This is a genomic window from Rhodopseudomonas palustris (assembly GCF_013415845.1).
Classification (GTDB): domain Bacteria; phylum Pseudomonadota; class Alphaproteobacteria; order Rhizobiales; family Xanthobacteraceae; genus Rhodopseudomonas; species Rhodopseudomonas palustris_F.
Map to the genome: position 1 here is coordinate 1,352,087 of NZ_CP058907.1, position 17,893 is coordinate 1,369,979.

14 protein-coding genes are annotated in these 17,893 nt (G+C 64.2%); 11 read left to right on the forward strand and 3 right to left on the reverse strand.

The features are described 5' to 3' along the window. Positions 1-11: 11 nt before the first annotated feature. The gene (locus HZF03_RS06310; RefSeq protein WP_119019392.1) at positions 12-965 is read left to right on the forward strand and encodes a YihY/virulence factor BrkB family protein; all 954 of its coding nucleotides are present in this window, start codon (positions 12-14) and stop codon (positions 963-965) included. On the opposite strand, the gene HZF03_RS06315 is transcribed toward HZF03_RS06310, so the two are convergent. Both HZF03_RS06315 and HZF03_RS06320 read right to left on the reverse strand, forming a co-directional pair. Next, positions 962-1,888: a response regulator transcription factor gene (locus HZF03_RS06315; RefSeq protein ID WP_119019391.1), complete on the reverse strand. Its 927-nt coding sequence runs from the start codon at positions 1,886-1,888 to the stop codon at positions 962-964. The genes HZF03_RS06310 and HZF03_RS06315 overlap by 4 nt on opposite strands. After that, positions 1,878-5,246, reverse strand: coding sequence for a hybrid sensor histidine kinase/response regulator (locus tag HZF03_RS06320; protein ID WP_119019390.1), 3,369 nt, complete (start codon positions 5,244-5,246; stop codon positions 1,878-1,880). Before HZF03_RS06320 ends, HZF03_RS06315 begins: the two co-directional genes overlap by 11 nt. A 256-nt stretch (positions 5,247-5,502) precedes the next feature. On the opposite strand from HZF03_RS06320, the gene urtA reads away from it, so the two are divergent. The 7 genes from urtA (at position 5,503) to HZF03_RS06355 (ending at position 12,334) form a co-directional block, all read left to right on the forward strand. Continuing rightward, the gene (gene urtA / locus HZF03_RS06325) at positions 5,503-6,765 is read left to right on the forward strand and encodes an urea ABC transporter substrate-binding protein (RefSeq protein WP_011156814.1); all 1,263 of its coding nucleotides are present in this window, start codon (positions 5,503-5,505) and stop codon (positions 6,763-6,765) included. 166 nt (positions 6,766-6,931) lie between these two features. Further along, positions 6,932-7,858 carry an urea ABC transporter permease subunit UrtB gene (gene urtB / locus HZF03_RS06330; protein ID WP_119019389.1) on the forward strand — a complete coding sequence of 309 codons (927 nt, stop codon included), beginning with the start codon at positions 6,932-6,934 and terminating at the stop codon, positions 7,856-7,858. Positions 7,859-7,872: 14 nt separating this feature from the next. Further along, a complete protein-coding gene (urtC, locus tag HZF03_RS06335; RefSeq protein WP_011156816.1) occupies positions 7,873-9,024 on the forward strand; it encodes an urea ABC transporter permease subunit UrtC in 1,152 nt (383 codons plus the stop codon). A 10-nt stretch (positions 9,025-9,034) separates the two neighbouring features. Beyond that, a complete protein-coding gene (gene urtD, locus HZF03_RS06340; protein ID WP_012494928.1) occupies positions 9,035-9,790 on the forward strand; it encodes an urea ABC transporter ATP-binding protein UrtD in 756 nt (251 codons plus the stop codon). A gap of 10 nt (positions 9,791-9,800) precedes the next feature. Continuing rightward, the gene (urtE, locus tag HZF03_RS06345) at positions 9,801-10,490 is read left to right on the forward strand and encodes an urea ABC transporter ATP-binding subunit UrtE (protein WP_119019388.1); all 690 of its coding nucleotides are present in this window, start codon (positions 9,801-9,803) and stop codon (positions 10,488-10,490) included. 35 nt (positions 10,491-10,525) lie between these two features. Then, entirely contained in the window at positions 10,526-11,755 is a 1,230-nt protein-coding gene (gene fmdA, locus HZF03_RS06350) for a formamidase (protein WP_119019387.1), read from the forward strand. Positions 11,756-11,989: 234 nt separating this feature from the next. After that, a complete protein-coding gene (locus HZF03_RS06355; RefSeq protein WP_011156820.1) occupies positions 11,990-12,334 on the forward strand; it encodes an FmdB family zinc ribbon protein in 345 nt (114 codons plus the stop codon). A 116-nt stretch (positions 12,335-12,450) separates the two neighbouring features. On the opposite strand, the gene cobS is transcribed toward HZF03_RS06355, so the two are convergent. Then, entirely contained in the window at positions 12,451-13,248 is a 798-nt protein-coding gene (cobS, locus tag HZF03_RS06360; RefSeq protein ID WP_119019386.1) for an adenosylcobinamide-GDP ribazoletransferase, read from the reverse strand. A gap of 131 nt (positions 13,249-13,379) precedes the next feature. On the opposite strand from cobS, the gene HZF03_RS06365 reads away from it, so the two are divergent. From HZF03_RS06365 to HZF03_RS06375, 3 genes are all read left to right on the forward strand, one after another. Further along, positions 13,380-13,850 carry a hypothetical protein gene (locus HZF03_RS06365; protein ID WP_234832297.1) on the forward strand — a complete coding sequence of 157 codons (471 nt, stop codon included), beginning with the start codon at positions 13,380-13,382 and terminating at the stop codon, positions 13,848-13,850. 259 nt (positions 13,851-14,109) lie between these two features. After that, the gene (locus HZF03_RS06370; protein WP_119019385.1) at positions 14,110-16,854 is read left to right on the forward strand and encodes a cation-transporting P-type ATPase; all 2,745 of its coding nucleotides are present in this window, start codon (positions 14,110-14,112) and stop codon (positions 16,852-16,854) included. A gap of 90 nt (positions 16,855-16,944) precedes the next feature. Further along, positions 16,945-17,850 carry a universal stress protein gene (locus tag HZF03_RS06375; RefSeq protein WP_119019384.1) on the forward strand — a complete coding sequence of 302 codons (906 nt, stop codon included), beginning with the start codon at positions 16,945-16,947 and terminating at the stop codon, positions 17,848-17,850. The last annotated feature ends 43 nt before the right edge of the window (positions 17,851-17,893 follow it).

Consider the following 17,893-nt stretch of genomic DNA (forward strand, 5'->3'; position numbering starts at 1 on the left):
CAAGCATCGAGATGAACGCTGCGGAGCCGAGCGCTGCGCGCCGCGTATGGCGCGCGCCCGAACGCACCTCTCCGGCCGGGCTGCATCGGTTTGCGGATTCGCCGTGGCAGGTGCTGTGGGCCGAGTGGAAGCCGATCGCCGTCGGCACTTATGGGCGGATCGGCGACGACCGTTTGTTTCTGGTCGCTGCAGGCGTTGTGTTCTATTGGCTGCTCGCGCTGTTTCCCGCCATCACAGCTCTGGTGTCGTCCTATGCCCTGTTTGCTGACGCGGCCACGATCGGTGACCATTTGGCGCAGCTCTCCTCCATCGTACCAGCTGGTACATACTCGGTGATCGAGGAGCAGGTCGGTCGCGTGTTGGCGAACGGCCAGACCAAGCTGGGGTTTGCGTTTCTGATCAGCCTATCGCTGGCGCTGTGGAGTGCCAACGGCGGGGTCAAGGCGATTATCGCCGCGCTCAACGCGGTGTACGATGTCGAGGAGCAGCGCGGCTTCTTCAAGCTCAATGGATTTTCGCTGCTGCTCACGCTTGGCGCCCTTGGCGCGGTGCTGGCGGCGATCGGTCTGGTGATCGCTGCGCCGATCGTATTGGCGCGGATTGGGCTCGGTAACCTGGTGGCGGTCGCGATCGACTACGGGCGCTGGCCTGTATTGGCGTTGATGACGTTCGGCGGTCTGTCGCTGCTATATCGCACAGCGCCGAACCGGCCGTCGCCACCGTGGCGTTGGGTGGCGCCCGGTAGCATCGTCGCGACGCTGAGCTGGCTCGCCGGCTCCGCCGCGTTGTCCTATTACCTCGCCAATTTCGCCGACTACAACGCCACCTACGGCTCGCTCGGCGCGGCGATCGGCCTGATGATCTGGATGTGGATGACGGCGATCGTCGTGCTTGCCGGCGGCGAGCTTAATGCTGAGATCGAAGCACGCGCGGGCCGGCTCGGGTGCACGGAGACAAGCAGTTAGTCGCGACGGCTTGCATTGGTGGCGATCGCCGCGGCGGCTGTGCGGTTTTCGACGCCGAGCTTGGCATAGATCTGCTCGAGGTGCTTGTCGACGGTGCGCGGGCTGAGCCCCAGGATCTGCGCGATGTCGCGGTTGGTCTTGCCCTTGCTGAGCCACGCCAGCACTTCGCTTTCGCGGCTGGTGAGGCCAAACTCGGCGGAGAACTGCGCCGGCGCTTCGGCCGAGGTGTCGCGTCCCAGCCGCAGCAGGAATTCATTGGGACCGAGCTTGCCCATGTATTGCAGCCGCAACTCGTCGTTGCGCAGCATCGAGGACTTCATCGGCACCTTCGGCTGGGCGAGGCCGGTGTGCACCTGCTCCAGCCATTCGAGCCACGGCTTCGGCAAGTCGAGCCGCAGGCCGTCCTCCGGCGCGCCGTCGGCGGCGAGCAGCTTCTGCGCCTGCGGTGTCGCCCACAGCACCTTGCCGAGCCGATCGACCGCGAGCAGGAAACGTCCCGACACATCCAGCGCAGCACGCGCGCTCTGGCTGACGCGGGCATTGTTCAGATGCACGCGAATCCGCGCCAGCATCTCCACGATCGCAATCGGCTTGGTGACGTAGTCGACGCCGCCGGCCTCCAGCCCGCGCACGATGTGCTCGGACTCCGACAGGCCGGTCATGAAGATCACCGGCACGTCGGATAGTCCCGGGCTGCGCTTCAGCCGCCGGCAGGTTTCGAAGCCGTCCATGCCCGGCATCACCGCATCGAGCAGGATGATGTCGGGCGTGATCTGTTCGACGATCCGCATCGCTGCGGCGCCGTCGAGCGCGACCATCACGGTCATGCCGGCGCCGTCGAGGGCGTCGGTCAGCATCCTCAACGTCTCCGGAGAGTCGTCGACGACCAGAGCGATATCGCGCTTCTTCAGGTCATTGTTCATGGCGATACAGCGTGTTCAGCGTCTTCATGTAGGTATCGAGGTCGAACTGCTCCACCATCGTTCGCATCTGCGACACGAACGCCCAGGTCTCCGGATAATCGGTGTGGATCTGATCAAGTTTGGATTCGATGCCGCGGATGTAGCCGATCTTGCCGAGCTCGATCAATTCCTCGACGTGCTGCATCGGCGGGTTTTGAATCTCGGTGGCGTTCGCTGCAGCGGCGGTAGCCTCGCCCTTGTAGATCCAATCGATCTTGAGCAGCTGGCCGATCAGTTCGAGCAGGCGCGGAATGTCGACCGGCTTCATCAGATAGGCATCGTGGAACGGCTGCGACAGCAGCGTGCCGTGCGCCTCCAGCGCGCTCGCCGACAGCATCAGGATGCGCGCGTGATGGTGGCCTTGGGTGCGGAGCGTCTCCGCCACGGTCCAGCCGTCCATCCCCGGCATCGAGATGTCGAGCAGGAACAGATCAGGTTGGCAATGCTCGGCGAGATCGATGCAGGAATAGCCGTCGGTTGCGACCAGCACGATGAAGCCGAGCGGCGCCAGCGTATCCTGCAGCAGGCCGCGCTGCGCCGGATCGTCGTCAGTCACCAGGATGGTCTTGCGCGGGCCGTGATAGCCGAGCACCGGAGCGCGGATCGAGCGGGTGCGGGTCGGGTTGGTGACCTCCGACAGCAGCAGCTTGACGCGGAAGGTTGAGCCCTTATCGGGCGTCGAGGTGACGGTGAGGTCACCGCCCATCACGCCCGCAAGCAGCTTGCTGATGGTGAGGCCGAGGCCGGTACCGCTGTGCGGCTGTGCCGCGCCGAGCGCGCCGCGCTCGAACGGCGCAAAGATGCGCTCGAGGTCGTCGGTATGGATGCCGGGGCCCGTATCGCGCACTTCGAGTTCGGCCACTGGGTTACGATAGTGCACGATGAAGTGGACGCTGCCTTCCTGGGTGAACTTGATGGCGTTCGACAACAGGTTGATCAGCACTTGCCGCAGCCGCTTCTCGTCGGCATAGACCATCGGCGGCAGATATTGCGGCCGCTTGAACACGAATTCGATGTCCTTGGCGGCGGCCTGCAGTCGGAACATGCCGACAAGCTGGTCGAGAAATTCGCCGAACCGCACCTCGTCGCGCGACAGATACAGCCGGCCGGCTTCGATCTTGGAAATGTCGAGCAGGCCGTCGATCAGGCCGGAGAGATGGTCGGCGCTGCGCCGCATCAGCCGGATCTGGTCACGCGGCCGCGGCGGCAGAGTGTTGTCCTGTTCGAGCAGCTGCGCGTAGCCGCTGATCGCATTGAGCGGCGAGCGCAGCTCGTGGCTGAGGCCGACGACGTAGCGGCTCTTGGCGAGGTTGGCGGACTCGGCCGCTTCTTTGGCGCGCTGCAGCTCGGCGTCGGTCTGGCGGTGGGCGTCGATCTCCTGCATCAGCAGCTGGGTTTGTCGCCGCGTCTCGGCCTCTGCTGCCTGCCGGCTGAGCCGCGCCAGCACGAACAGCCAGCTCACCACACCGACGATGATGGTGAGCGCGAAGAACAGCTTCCAGAGAATCTCGGCGAGCTCGATCTGCTGCGCCTCGTTCGCGGTCGCGACCTGCAGATAGATCAAGAATAGCGACAGTCCGATCAGTCCGACCGAGACCGCGAACACGGTCAGATAGTGCCCGACCTGGGAGTTCAGTAGCGCGTAGGCCCGCTGCGGCAGCATCTTGCCGAGCGCATCGGTGAACTGTGCGTCGATCCGCGCATGTGGCTTGCACAGGTCGTTGCAGCGCGCATCGAGCGAGCAGCACAGCGAGCAGATCGGCCCCGCATAGGCCGGGCAATAGGCCATGTCTTCGGGCTCGAACGAGTGCTCGCAGATGCAGCACTTGATTGACTCGGCGGTCTGCCAGGCCCGCTTCGGCTTGCGCGCGATATAGAATCGCCCGCCGGTGACGAAGGCAATCATCGGCGCGGTGACGAAGGCGACCACGAGCGCCACGAACGGCGCCAGCGCCTTCGCTGTCGGCCCGAACACGCCATAGAATGCGCTGATCGATACCACGGTTGCGATCGTCATCGAGCCGACGCCGACCGGGTTGATGTCGTAGAGATGCGCTCGCTTGAACTCCATGTGCTTCGGCCGCAGCCCGAGCGGCCGGTTGACGACGAGATCGGAAACCAGGGCGCCGACCCAGGCGATTGCGACGTTGGAGTAGAGTGCGAGCGTATGCTCCAGCGCCTTATAGACGCCGATCTCCATCAGCAGCAGCGCCACCAGCACGTTGAAGACCAGCCAGACGACGCGGCCGGGATGGCTGTGGGTCAACCGCGAGAAGAAGTTCGACCAGGCTATCGAACCCGCATAGGCGTTGGTGACGTTGATCTTGATCTGCGACAGGATCACGAATGCGCCGGTCAGCGCCAGCACCAGGCCGGGCTGCTCCAGCACGGTGCGGAACGCCTCGAGATACATGTGGGCCGGCTCGGCCGCCTGATCCGGCGGCGCGCCGCGGCTGAGCGCGAAATATGCCAGAAATGAGCCGGCCAGGAGCTTCAGCGAACCGGGCACGATCCAGCCGGGGCCTGCGCTGATCATTGCGATCCACCAGGCGCCGCGCGAGGCCCGGCGATCGCGCGGCAGAAAGCGCAGAAAATCGACCTGCTCGCCGATCTGCGCGACCAGCGCGAACACCACTGAGGCTGCAGTGCCGAACAGCAACAGATCGAGCTTGCCGTCCTGACTGCCTTGCTCGCCGGCAAAGCGCGTCCAGGCGACGAACGACTCCGGGCTCTTCACTGCGATCGCGGCGAACGGGAGGATGTGCAGCAGAACCCAGAACGGCTGGGTCCAAAGCTGGAACCGGCTGATCAGCGTAATGCCGTAGGTCACCACAGGGATGATCACCACCGCGCTGAAGAAATAGCCGATCGGGAGTGGCAGGCCGAAGCACAGTTCCAGCGCATTGGCGAGGATGACCGCCTCGATCGCGAAAAACAGGAAGGTGAACGAGGCGTAGATCAGCGAAGTGACAGTCGAGCCGATATAGCCAAAGCCGGCGCCGCGCGTCAGCAGGTCGATGTCGACGCCACATTTGGCCGCGTGGTAGGCAATCGGCAGGCCGCAGCAGAAGATGATCACGCTGACGACCAGGATCGCCGCGGTGGCGTTGGTGACGCCGTAGTTCAGCGTGATGGTGCCGCCGATCGCCTCCAGTGCCAGGAACGAGATCGCGCCGAGGGCGGTGTTGGCGACGCGAGCTGCCGACCACCGGCGCGAGCTCTTAGCGGTGAAGCGAAGCGCGTAGTCTTCGAGGGTCTGGTTGGCGACCCACTGATTGTACTGGCGCCGAACGCGATCTATGCGCTGCCGCCCCGCCACGCGCTTCTCCTCATCTCTACTCGACACTAGCGCCGATCCACCGGCGACGTTGCCGGTTTTGCCGTCACGGCACGCGCAATTTGTCGGCCTCGCGCTCGTTGTTACGGCACCGGGACCGGAGATCCCGACGCCTGAAAAACCTACGTCGCGATCTTGCGATGCAACATACGTGATCTTGCGTATCGGTCCAGCCGCCGAATTCGTCGATCGTTTCCCTGACTGCACTCGCGTCCCACGAACCACGAAGGGGTAGTTAATGTCAGACGAAAACAAGACGGGCCTGAATTCGCCGCTCCGGCGTAAACTGCTGATGGGGATGGCGGCAATTCCCGCCCTCACGATGCTGCCGCGCACGTCGTTCGCGCAGGCGCCTGCAACTTCTGCGGTCAATACGACCGGACTCGCGGTGACGGATACTGAGGTCACGGTCGGCATCCTGCACTCGGTCACCGGCACCATGGCGATCTCCGAGACCGGTTCGGTGCAGGCCGAGAAGTTGGCGATCGAACAGATCAACGCCGCGGGCGGTGTGCTCGGCCGCAAGATCAAGTACATCCAGGAAGACGGCGCCTCCGACTGGCCGACCTTTGCCGAGAAGGCCAAGAAGCTCCTGGTCAACGACAAATGCGCCGCGGTGATGGGCTGCTGGACCTCGGCCTCGCGCAAGGCGGTGCTGCCGGTGTTCGAGCAGTACAACGGCATGCTGTACTACCCGACCTTCTATGAAGGCCTCGAGCAGTCCAAGAACGTCATCTACACCGGTCAGGAAGCCACCCAGCAGATCATCGCCGGCCTCGATTGGGTCAACAAGACCAAGGGCGCCAAGAGCTTCTACCTGCTCGGCTCCGACTACATCTGGCCGCGCACCTCGAACAAGATCGCTCGCAAGCACATCGAGAACCATCTGCAGGGCTGCAAGGTGGTCGGCGAAGAATACTTCCCGCTCGGCCACACCCAGTTCAACTCGGTGATCAACAAGATCAAGCTGACCAAGCCGGACGTGATCTACGCGATCATCGTCGGTGGTTCGAACGTGGCGTTCTACAAGCAGCTCAAGGCTGCCGGCATCGACCTGTCGAAGCAGACCCTGCTGACGATCTCGGTGACCGAGGACGAAATCGACGGCATCGGCGGTGAGAACATCGCGGGCGCTTACGCCTGCATGAAGTACTTCCAGTCGCTCGACAATCCGAACAACAAGAAGTTCGTCGAGGAGTTCCACAAGATGTGGGGCCCGAAGACGGTGATCGGAGACGTCACCCAGGCTGCCTATCTCGGCCCGTGGCTGTGGAAATTGACAGTCGAGAAGGCTGGCTCGTTCGACATCGACAAGGTCGCAGCGGCCTCGCCCGGCGTTGAGTTCAAGGGCGCGCCGGAAGGCTACGTCCGGATCCACGAGAACCACCATCTGTGGTCCAAGACTCGCGTCGGACGCGCCAAGGCGGATGGTCAGTACGAGCTGATCTACGAAACCGCCGATCTGGTCGAGCCCGATCCGTTCCCGAAGGGCTACCAGTAAGCGTCGGCAGGCGCTCTCACTCCGGACGTCATCGCCGGGCTCGACCCGGCGATCCATCCTCTTCGGAAGATGGATGCGCGGGTCATGCCCGCGCATGACGCTGCGAGTGTGGAAGCGCGCCGCCGACCTCCACCGAGTTCAGATCATTCCATCCAGGGGCAGCCTCATGTTCGGCGAATATTCGATTGGTGATCTCGGGGCGATCTTCGCGATGCAGGGCTTCGCGGGGCTCATTCTGTTTTCCGTCTACGTGCTGATGGCCCTTGGCCTGGCGATCATCTTCGGCCAGATGGGCGTCATCAACATGGCCCACGGCGAGTTCATGATCCTGGGCGCCTACGTCACCTGGATGACGTCGAACTTCTTCCAATCCTATCTGCCGTCGCTGTTCGCCGGCTACTTCTTCATCGCGATGATCCTGGCATTCATCGCCTCCGGGGCGCTCGGCATGCTGGTGGAGTGGGGGCTGATCCGCCACCTCTATAAGCGTCCGCTCGACACCCTGCTGGCGACCTGGGGGTTGTCGCTGATCCTGCAGCAGGCCTACCGGTCGATCTTCGGTGCGCGCGAGGTCGGCGTCGAGTTGCCGCAGTGGATGCTCGGCTCCAAGCAGGTCACCGACACCATCGAGATTCCGATCAACGGCATGTTCGTGATGGCGCTCACCGTGCTGATCACCGCGGCCGTGTCCTACGTCCTGTTCTGGTCGCGCTGGGGCCGTCAGGTCCGCGCCGTGGTGCAGAATCGGGTGATGGCCGGCGCCGTCGGCATCAACACTGAAAAGATCGACCGCTACACCTTCGGCCTCGGCTGCGGCATCGCGGGCATCGCAGGCTCGGCGTTCACCATGATCGGTTCGACCGGTCCGACCTCCGGTCAGCTCTACATCGTCGACACCTTCCTGGTTGTGGTGTTCGGCGGCGCCGCCAGCCTGTTCGGCACCATCGCTTCGGCCTTCAGCATCTCCCAGGCGCAGTCGACCATGGAGTTCTTCATGTCCGGCTCGATGGCCAAGGTGCTGACGCTGCTCGCCATCGTCGCGATCCTGATGGTGCGGCCGCAAGGTCTGTTCGCCCTCAAGGTCCGTAAGTAACAGGAGCCTCCGTCATGGAAAGCCCGCGCTTTCTCAGTCGTACCGATCTGCTCGGTCTCGCCGTCCTCGCCGTGCTCCTGGTGGTGATCCTGCCGCTGTCGCTCGACGTGTTCCGCCTCAATCTCGTTGCCAAATATCTGACCTACGCCTTCGTGGCGATCGGCCTTGTGCTGTGCTGGGGCTTCGGCGGGATTCTCAGTCTTGGCCAGGGCGTGTTCTTCGGCCTCGGTGGCTACTGCATGGCGATGTATCTCAAGCTGGAAGCCTCCAGCGTCGAGAACACCAAGATCCAGTCGACGCCCGGCATTCCGGACTTCATGGACTGGAACCAGATCACCCAGATCCCGTGGTTCTGGCAGCCGTTCCACAGCCTGACGATCACCGTGATCGCGATCCTGGTGGTGCCGGCGGTGTTCGCTTTCCTGATCGGCGCTGCGATGTTCAAACGCCGGGTGGGCGGCGTGTATTTCGCCATCATCACCCAGGCGATCGCCGCGATCATGACCATCCTGATCATCGGCCAGCAGGGCTACACCGGCGGCATCAACGGCATCACCGACCTTCGCACCTTGAAGGGCTGGGACATCCGTCCCGACCACGCCAAGGTGGTGCTGTACTTCGTCGAAGTCGCGTTCCTGTTCGGCGCGATCTTGCTGGCACTGTTCGTGCGGCACTCGAAGCTCGGCCGCATTCTGGTGGCGATGCGCGAGAAGGAGGACCGGGTGAGGTTCTCCGGCTACAGCGTCGCCAACTTCAAGATCTTCGCTTTCTGCCTCGCGGCGATGTTCGCGGCGGTCGGCGGCGCGATGTTCACACTCAACGTCGGTTTCATGTCGCCGTCCTTCGTCGGCATCGTGCCGTCGATCGAAATGGTGATCTACACCGCGGTTGGCGGCCGGCTGTCGATCTTCGGCGCGATCTACGGAACGCTGCTGGTCAACTTCGCCAAGACCTCGCTATCGGAATCCTTTCCGCAGCTCTGGCTGTTCGGTCTCGGCGCCTTGTTCATCGCGGTGGTGCTGATCTTCCCGAACGGTCTCGCCGGCATCTGGCGCGATTACGTCCAGCCGCTGTTCGACAAGCTGATCTCCAAGCGAAAGCCCGGTTCGGATCCTACAGGTGGCAAGTCGTTCGGCCCGGTGGCCGACGGCGCCCCGGCGGAATGAGGAGGACACCATGCTGATCGGCCATCAACCGCCCGAATTCCTGCTCGCCGTGGAAGGGCTCACGGTTTCGTTCGACGGCTTCAAGGCGGTCAACGATCTGTCCTTCTACGTCGAGGAGAACGAGATCCGCGTGATCATCGGCCCCAATGGCGCCGGCAAGACCACCGTGCTGGATCTGATCTGTGGCAAGACCAAAGCGACCTCCGGCGCGATCCACTTCCGCGGCAAGGATCTCACCAAGATGAAGGAGAACGAGATCGTCCAGGCCGGCGTCGGCCGCAAATTCCAGACGCCGTCAATCTACGAGGACCTCACGGTGTTCGAAAATCTGGAGATCTCCTATCCGCAGGGACGCTCGGTGTTCGGTGCGCTGGCGTTTCAGCGCACCGCGGCTGTGCGCGAGCGCGTCGAGGAGGTCGCCGAAGCAATCTTCCTGAAGGACAAGCTCGGCATGAGCGCCGATCTGCTCAGCCACGGCCAAAAGCAGTGGCTCGAGATCGGCATGCTGCTGATCCAGGACCCCGACCTGTTGATGCTCGACGAGCCGGTCGCCGGCATGAGCGTGTCCGAGCGCGTCAAGACCGCCGAACTGCTCCACACCATCATCAAAGACCGCTCGGTGCTGGTGATCGAGCACGACATGAAGTTCGTCGAAGACATCGCCCACAAGGTCACCGTGCTGCACCAGGGCCAGATCCTGTCCGAAGGCTCGATGGACACGGTCAAGAACGACCCGAAGGTCATCGAAGTCTATCTCGGCCACTAAGGAGGCGGACATGCTCGCTATCAACGATCTGCACGTCGCCTATGGACAGAGCGAGGTGTTGCACGGGCTCAATATCGATGTCGCGCCGAATGAGATCGTCGCGATCATGGGCCGCAACGGCATGGGCAAGACCACGCTGATGAAGTCGCTGATGGGCATCATCCCGCAGCGCAAAGGCTCGATCGCGATGAACGGCATCGAGCTCGGCGGTCTCAAGAGCTACGAGCGCGTCGCCAAGGGGCTCGCTTACGTGCCGCAGGGCCGGATGATCTTCTCCACCATGACGGTGAGGGAGAACATCGAAACTGGACTTGCGGCCTCTGGCGAGAGCGAGGTGCCGGCGGACATTTACGAGCTGTTCCCGGTGCTGCTCGAAATGAAAGGGCGGCGCGGCGGCAATCTGTCCGGCGGCCAGCAGCAGCAACTCGCGATCGCTCGCGCGCTCGCCACCAAGCCGAAGGTGCTGCTGCTCGACGAGCCGACCGAAGGTATCCAGCCGTCGATCATTCGCGAGATGGCGCGCACCTTGAAGCGTATCCGCGACAGCCGCGGTCTTTCGATCATCGTTTCCGAACAGGTGCTGAGCTTTGCGCTCGACGTCGCTGATCGGGTGCTGGTGATCGAAAACGGCGAAATCGTTCGCGATGAGCCGCGCGCCAGCGTCGATGAGGCGCAGGTCGCGAAATATCTGTCCGTCTAGTTTTCACTCGTCCACTGGTAACAAGGGAGCTTCCGATGCCAGAGACATTGATTAAGGTCGATCTCACGCAGTCTGCTTACGACAACGAGATGGTCCACAACCGTTGGCATCCGGACATTCCGATGGCTGCGTGGGTCAATCCGGGCGACGACTTCATCGTCGAGACCTATGATTGGACCGGCGGTTTCATCAAGAACAACGACTCGGCCGACGACGTTCGCGACATCGACCTGTCGATCGTGCACTTCCTGTCCGGCCCAATCGGCGTCAAGGGCGCCGAGCCTGGCGACCTCCTGGTCGTCGACCTGCTCGACATCGGCCCGAAGGCCGAGAGCATGTGGGGCTTCAACGGCTTCTTTTCCAAGCAGAATGGCGGCGGCTTCCTCACCGACCACTTCCCGCTGGCGCAGAAGTCGATCTGGGACTTCAAGGGCATGTACACGTCCTCGCGCCACATCCCGGGCGTGAATTTCGCCGGTCTGATCCATCCCGGTCTGATCGGCTGCTTGCCCGATCCGAAGCTGCTGTCGGCGTGGAACGAACGTGAGACCGCGCTGATCGCGACCAATCCGACCCGCGTGCCCGGCCTCGCCAATCCGCCGTTCGCGCCGACCGCCCACATGGGCAAGCTGAAGGGCGACGACAAGGCCAAGGCAGCGGCCGAAGGCGCCCGCACCGTGCCTCCGCGCGAGCACGGCGGCAACTGCGACATCAAGGATCTGTCGCGCGGTTCGAAGATCTACTTCCCGGTCTATGTGCCGGGCGGCGGTCTGTCGATGGGCGACCTCCACTTCAGCCAAGGTGACGGCGAGATCACCTTCTGCGGCGCGATCGAAATGGCCGGCTGGCTGCACATCAAGGTCGACATCATCAAGGACGGCGTGTCGAAGTACGGCATCAAGAACCCGATCTTCAAGCCGTCGCCTGTGACGCCGAACTACAAGGACTATCTGATCTTCGAGGGCATCTCGGTCGACGAGCAGGGCCAGCAGCACTACCTCGACGTCACTGTGGCGTATCGCCAGGCGTGCTTGAACGCGATCGAGTATCTGAAGAAGTTCGGTTACTCCGGTGCCCAGGCCTATTCGATCCTCGGCACCGCGCCGGTACAGGGCCATATCTCGGGTGTCGTCGACGTGCCGAACGCCTGCGCCACGCTGTGGTTACCCACCGAGATCTTCGACTTCGACATGATGCCGACCTCGGCCGGCCCGGTGAAGGCGATCAAGGGCGACGTCCAGATGCCGATCTCGCCGGATAAGTAAGGACTGCGGAGTTCGGGTGAAAAACTCCCGCCGTCATTGCGAGCGAAGCGAAGCAATCCAGCACCATGGACTGATCTGGATTGCTTCGTCGCTTCGCTCCTCACAACGACGGAGCTAGCTTGGAGAGCCGGACTCTAAGACTTCCCTGCGCGACGGGGAGCGGGACGGGGCGTCTTTTCCGCCCCGCTCCCATCGCACAGGTCCGAACAAATCGTCAGCGCAAGGGAAACGACGATGCCTGTTTATGAATACATGTGCGACGCCTGCGGGCCGTTCACCGATCTGCGGCCGATGGCGGAATGCGACGATCCGCAGCTCTGCCCGACCTGCGAGACCTCGTCGCCGCGGGTGATCCTCACCGCCCCGAATTTCTCCTGCATGCCGGCGTCGCAGCGCAACGCGCACGCCACCAACGAGAAGAGCCGGAACGCGCCGATGACGGTCGGCGAATACAAAGCCAAGCACGCGCCCGGCTGCAGTTGCTGTTCGGGTATCAAGAAGCCGGCCCGGCTGCAGACCCGCACCAAGAGCGGCGCCAAGGGCTTCCCCACAGCGCGTCCGTGGATGATCAGCCACTGAGTGCTGTCCCGTCATTGCGAGCGAAGCGAAGCAATCCAGGAGTCGGGGGCAACGAGCTTTCTGGATTGCTTCGTCGCTTTGCTGCTCGCAATGATGCAGGGATTTGAACGACCGACCTATCCGGCGACCACCGCCGCGACGCCGAGCAGAAAGCCGATCTCGAACAGTTGCTCGCTGGCGCCGAGCACGTCGCCGGTGTAGCCGCCGATCAGCCGCTTGGCCCAGCCGGCCATTGCGGCGGCGAGGATGCCGCCTGCAGCAAGTGCGATCACCACCGCGATCGGCGACACCAGGAGCAGCGGCAGCGCGCCAAGCGCGACCGCGATTCCGCCCAGCACAAGTTCATCCTTGCGCAGCGTAGTGTCGGCGTAGCTCGCCTTCATCGCCGCGGTGTTGCCGGCGTAATTCATCCGGTGTGCGACCAGACACGAGGCGCCGCGCGACGCCGCGTGGCAGGCGACCAGCGCGGCCAGCGCCGCCCACAGCGGCAATAGCGACAGCGCCGCAACCCGCAGCGCGACGCCGATGCCGAGTGCGAGCGCGCCATAGGTGCCGATCCGGCTGTCCTTCATGATCTCGAGCCGGCGCTCGACCGTCCAGCCGCCGCCGAACGCATCGAAGGTGTCGGCGAGCCCGTCTTCGTGGAACGCGCCCGTCAGCGCGATCGAGGCGGTCACCGCAAGGAGCGCGCCGAGCGTCGGCCCGAACAGCGAGGTGCCGACGATCATCGCCGCAGCCGACACCACGCCGATGCCGACTCCGACCACCGGAAAAAACGTCATCGCCCGCATCAGCCAGTCCGGCTCCGGCGCACGGTCGGCGCTCGGCACCGGCAGAATGGTCAGGAAACGTACGGCGTCGAGCAATTGCGCCAGCGTCGGCGTCGGCCGCGAAACTTGGGGGGAGTCGGTCATGAATCTGCCTTTGCGGAAGCCGCCGTACTGCGCGCCCAGGCCGCTACGGTCAAGCTCTTGCGTACGCAGTCGACAGGCTGTCGCGCGGTGCCTTAGTACCCAGTCAATGCCTCCGCGACCTTCTGCCGGCTGTGACCACCCGCCGCATCCAAACGGCTAACCCCTTGATAGAGGTCAATGTGACGGCCAAGTGCCGGCAGCTAACCTTTGTCGCTCCTGACCCAGATGGGGTACGCTTCCTGACGATGCGGTTTGAACGACATAACGACGGCCGGACGGTGTCCGCTGCATTGCGCCTGTGGCTCAAGGCGGCGATCTGCGTCTGCGCTTTCGTTGTGCTCGTTCTCGGCAATGTCTCGGCCGCGTCGGCTCACGAGGCGCCGCGGCCAGAGCTCGTCTTCGTCAAGACGCCGCCGCCGGTGCCGCCGCTGAACCTCAGCGACGATCCGGAGATCATGACCACCGACAGCGCCAATGCTCTGACTCCGGTCTCGTTCAGAAGCCTTGGCTGCGATCAGTCGACCCGCGTGCACCTGCCGCTGGCCGAGCCGATGCTCGATCGCAGCGAGCCGCCGCAACTACGGCCGCCGATAGCCGCGTAGCCCCACGCTGCGACTCCGTCTGCTGCTTTATTCCCGATCGAGCGAGCCGTCGTCTGACGGCGCGAGGCACTGAGCCTTTCCTCGCCCGATCGCTGCGGCGACGCCGTCCTGCATTTCCAAATTCCCCACATCGCGCTGCGCGGCCGATCCCGTCTTGGGACCGGACGGAGCCGAGGCCATGGACGCGTCTCTTCAAGAGAGGCGTTCCGACTCCGGGCCGCAGCGTTTCTGTCGAGCCGAAGACGTCGAGAGCCCCACCATGACCGAACTGCTGCAAGCCGACATCAAAGGCCCGAACGATCAGGCCTCCGACGAGATGTGGCACGCGATCGATGCCGATCGCGTCCTCACCGGCCTTGCCACCACCCGAGGCGGCCTCAGCACCGAAGAGGCCAAACGCCGGCTGCAGAGCTACGGACCCAACGCGCTGCCAGAGCCGCCGCGTCGCTCGGCGATTCTGCGGTTTCTGTCGCAGTTCAACAACACGCTGATCTACTTCCTGCTCGCGGCCGCGGTCGCAGCCGCATTCCTCGGCCACCAGATCGATGCCGCAGTGATCGTCGCGGTAGTGACGATCAACGCCATCGTCGGCTACATTCAGGAAGACAAAGCCGAAAAGGCGCTGGCCGCGATCAAGAAGATGATCTCGCCGCGCGCGCATGCCTGGCGTGACGGCCACCGCGTCGTGGTGCCGGCTGAAGAACTGGTGCCGGGCGACGTGGTGATGATCGAGGCCGGCGATCGCGTGCCGGCAGATTTGCGGCTGACGCGCGCCCGCGGCCTGCTGATCGACGAGGCGATGCTGACCGGCGAGTCGGTGGCGTCCGAAAAGCACGATCAGCCCGCGGCGGTGGACGCGCCGCTCGGCGACCGGCTGTGCATGGGGTTCTCCGGCACGCTGGTGTCGGCCGGGCAGGGCTTCGGCGTCGTGGTGGCGACCGGCGCACGCACCGAGATCGGCCGCATCAGCACGATGATCCAGGGTGTCGAGCAACTGGCGACGCCGCTGCTCGCACAGATCAACAAGTTTGGTGAGCGCTTCACCTGGGTGGCGATTTCGGCGGCGGCCGCAATCTTCGCCTTCGCCACGCTGGTGCGCGACTATGCCTGGGCCGATGCGCTGATCGCTGTGGTGGCGCTCGCGGTCGGCGTGGTGCCGGAAGGCTTGCCGGCGGTGATCACCATCACGCTGGCGATCGGCGTGCAGCGGATGGCCAAGCGCAACGCCATCATCCGCCGCCTGCCGGCGGTGGAGACGCTCGGCGCCACCTCGGTAATCTGCTCCGACAAGACCGGCACGTTGACGCGTAACGAGATGACCGCGCGCCGCATCGTCACCGCCGATCACACCATTCTGGTCAGCGGCTCCGGCTACGTGCCGAAGGGTGACCTCACCGTCGACGGTAAGGATAATCCTGAAGCGGTGCCGTCGGCGATGCAGCTCGTTCGCTCGGGACTGCTGTGCAACGACGCGCAGCTGCGCCCGGTCGACGGTCACTACGTGGTCGACGGCGATCCGATGGAGGGCGCGCTAGTCGCACTCGGGATCAAGGCCGGTCTCGATCCCGACACCGAGCGGGCCGCGTGGAAGCGCTCCGACGAGATCCCGTTCGACGCGCAGCATCGCTTCATGGCGACCCGCCACGCCACCGATTCCGGCGCGCAGGTGATCTTCGTCAAGGGCGCGCCCGAGCGGCTTCTGGCGATGTGCGCAACTCAAGTCGGGCCCGGAGGCGCATTGCATCCGATAGATCAAGAATTCTGGACCGCGCAGATCGCGCGTGCGGCGGCCGAAGGCGAGCGTGTGCTCGGCTTCGCGCTCCGTTCGCCGGCGCGGCCGTCCGACCAACTCGGATTTGCCGATCTCGACGAGGGGCTGGCGTTCATGGGGCTGGTCGGCTTCATCGATCCGCCGCGCGATGAGGTGATCCAGGCGATCGCCGAATGCCGCTCGGCCGGCATCGTGGTGAAGATGATCACCGGTGATCACGCCGCGACCGCGGAGGCGATCGCGCGGCAGCTCAATCTGACCGACCATCCCGACGTCGTCACAGGGGGCGATCTCGACCGCACGCCGGATTCCGGCTTCGTCGAGCTCGCGCGCCGCACCGATGTGTTCGCTCGCACCAACCCGGAGCATAAGCTGCGCATCGTGCAGGCGCTGCAGTCCACCGGCGCAGTGGTGGCGATGACCGGCGACGGCGTCAACGACGCGCCGGCGCTGAAGCAGGCCGATGTCGGCATCTCGATGGGCCACAAGGGCACCGAGACAGCCAAGGAAGCCTCGCAGGTGGTGCTGCTCGACGACAATTTCGTCTCGATCGTCGCCGCGGTGCAAGAAGGCCGCACGGTTTATGACAACATCCGCAAAGTCATCGCCTGGACGATCCCGACCAACGGCGGCGAGGTGCTCACCGTCATCGTCGCGATCCTCTTCGGCTTCACCATGCCGATGACGCCGGTGCAGATCCTCTGGATCAACCTGATCCTCACCGTCACGCTCGGCCTCGTGCTGGCGTTCGAGCCGCCGGAGCCTGGCGTGATGAAGCGGCCGCCACGGCCGGCGCACGCGCCGCTACTGTCGCGCTTCTTGGTGTGGCGGATCTTTTTCGTTTCGTTCCTGTTCACGGTCGGCGCGCTGGCAATCTTCTTCTTCGCGCTCGGCAAGGGACTGTCGCTCGACACTGCCCGAACCATGGTGGTGAACGTGCTTGTGGTGTTCGAGATCTTCTACCTGTTCAACGTCCGCTATCTGCACACCAGCTCGATCTCGCTGCGCGGCGCGCTCGGCACCATGCCGGTGCTGGCCGCGCTTGTCGTGGTGATCGCCGCACAGCTCGCCTTCACCTACGCGCCGTTCATGCACAGCCTGTTCGCCACCACGCCGATCTCGCTGGTCGACGGCGCCGTGGTGATCGGCGCCGGCGTGGTGCTGATGATCGTGCTCGAACTCGAGAAATGGGTGATGCGCCGGATCGGCGCGCTGCGCAGTCTCGAGCCATAACCGGCTTCATTGCGGCGCGCACGGCACCACGCCGTCGCGCCGCTTCCATCGCGTGTGGTCACGCGGCCCTTAGTAACGACGAGGTTCATCATGAACGAACTGCCCCGTCCCGATATGATGTTCGGCCTGAAAGTGGTGCTCGCTGCCACGGATTTCTCGGCGCGCTCCGATCGTGCGGTGCGCCGCGCCGCGGCTCTCGCCCGGCAGAGCGGCGCCCGGCTGGTGATCGCCCATGTGGTCGACGACGACCAGCCCGAGCACATCGTCGCCGTAGAGGTCGAACTCGCCGAGTCCGCGCTCGCTGACGCGATCCGCGAACACACTTATCTCGCAGGCCTACAATGCACGCCGCTGGTGCTTCTCGGCACGCCGTTCGATGCCATCGTCCGCGCCGCCCACCAACAGGGGGCGGATCTGTGCGTCGTCGGCAGCCACCGCCGTGCCTTCCTACGCGACATCTTCGCCGGCACCACGGCCGAACGGGTGATCCGCAACAGCACGGTGCCGGTGCTGATGGCCAATCTCGACCCGGCGCTGCCCTATGCCAAGAGTCTCGCGCCGGTCGACCTGACCGATTGTTCGGCGCAGGCCTTGGAGACCGCGCGGCGGCTCGGATTGCTGCAGCGAACCAAGCTGATCGTGATGCACGTTTATGACGCCGCTGCCGCCGGCATGCTGAACTACGCGGGTGTCGATAAGACCAGCCTCGACGATTATCTCGTCGACACCCGCACCGACGCGGTGCGGGATCTGGTGCGCTTCCTGGAGCCGCTGCGGCTCGACGACGTCGACTACTCGACCGTGGTCAAGGAAGGCGCCGGACCCGCCACCGATATCATTGAGGCCGCCACCGAATTGCGGCCGGATCTGGTGGTCATCGGTACGCACGCGCGGCGTGGTGCAGTGCGGCTATTGCTCAGCAGCGTGACCGAGGAGGTATTACGCCGCCTGCAGCGCGACATCCTGGTGGTACCTGTGCGCGACGCCGGGAGCTGAGCCCAGACGGCTTGCCGGCCTTGACATTGCCCGTCACACTACC

Coding starts and splice junctions, on each gene's coding strand:
- HZF03_RS06310 (WP_119019392.1), top strand. CDS start 12: ATGAACGCTGCGGAGCCGAGCGCTGCGCGCCGCGTATGGCGCGCGCCC.
- HZF03_RS06315 (WP_119019391.1), bottom strand. CDS start 1,888: ATGAACAATGACCTGAAGAAGCGCGATATCGCTCTGGTCGTCGACGAC.
- urtA (WP_011156814.1), top strand. CDS start 5,503: ATGTCAGACGAAAACAAGACGGGCCTGAATTCGCCGCTCCGGCGTAAA.
- urtB (WP_119019389.1), top strand. CDS start 6,932: ATGTTCGGCGAATATTCGATTGGTGATCTCGGGGCGATCTTCGCGATG.
- urtC (WP_011156816.1), top strand. CDS start 7,873: ATGGAAAGCCCGCGCTTTCTCAGTCGTACCGATCTGCTCGGTCTCGCC.
- urtD (WP_012494928.1), top strand. CDS start 9,035: ATGCTGATCGGCCATCAACCGCCCGAATTCCTGCTCGCCGTGGAAGGG.
- urtE (WP_119019388.1), top strand. CDS start 9,801: ATGCTCGCTATCAACGATCTGCACGTCGCCTATGGACAGAGCGAGGTG.
- fmdA (WP_119019387.1), top strand. CDS start 10,526: ATGCCAGAGACATTGATTAAGGTCGATCTCACGCAGTCTGCTTACGAC.
- HZF03_RS06355 (WP_011156820.1), top strand. CDS start 11,990: ATGCCTGTTTATGAATACATGTGCGACGCCTGCGGGCCGTTCACCGAT.
- cobS (WP_119019386.1), bottom strand. CDS start 13,248: ATGACCGACTCCCCCCAAGTTTCGCGGCCGACGCCGACGCTGGCGCAA.
- HZF03_RS06370 (WP_119019385.1), top strand. CDS start 14,110: ATGACCGAACTGCTGCAAGCCGACATCAAAGGCCCGAACGATCAGGCC.
- HZF03_RS06375 (WP_119019384.1), top strand. CDS start 16,945: ATGAACGAACTGCCCCGTCCCGATATGATGTTCGGCCTGAAAGTGGTG.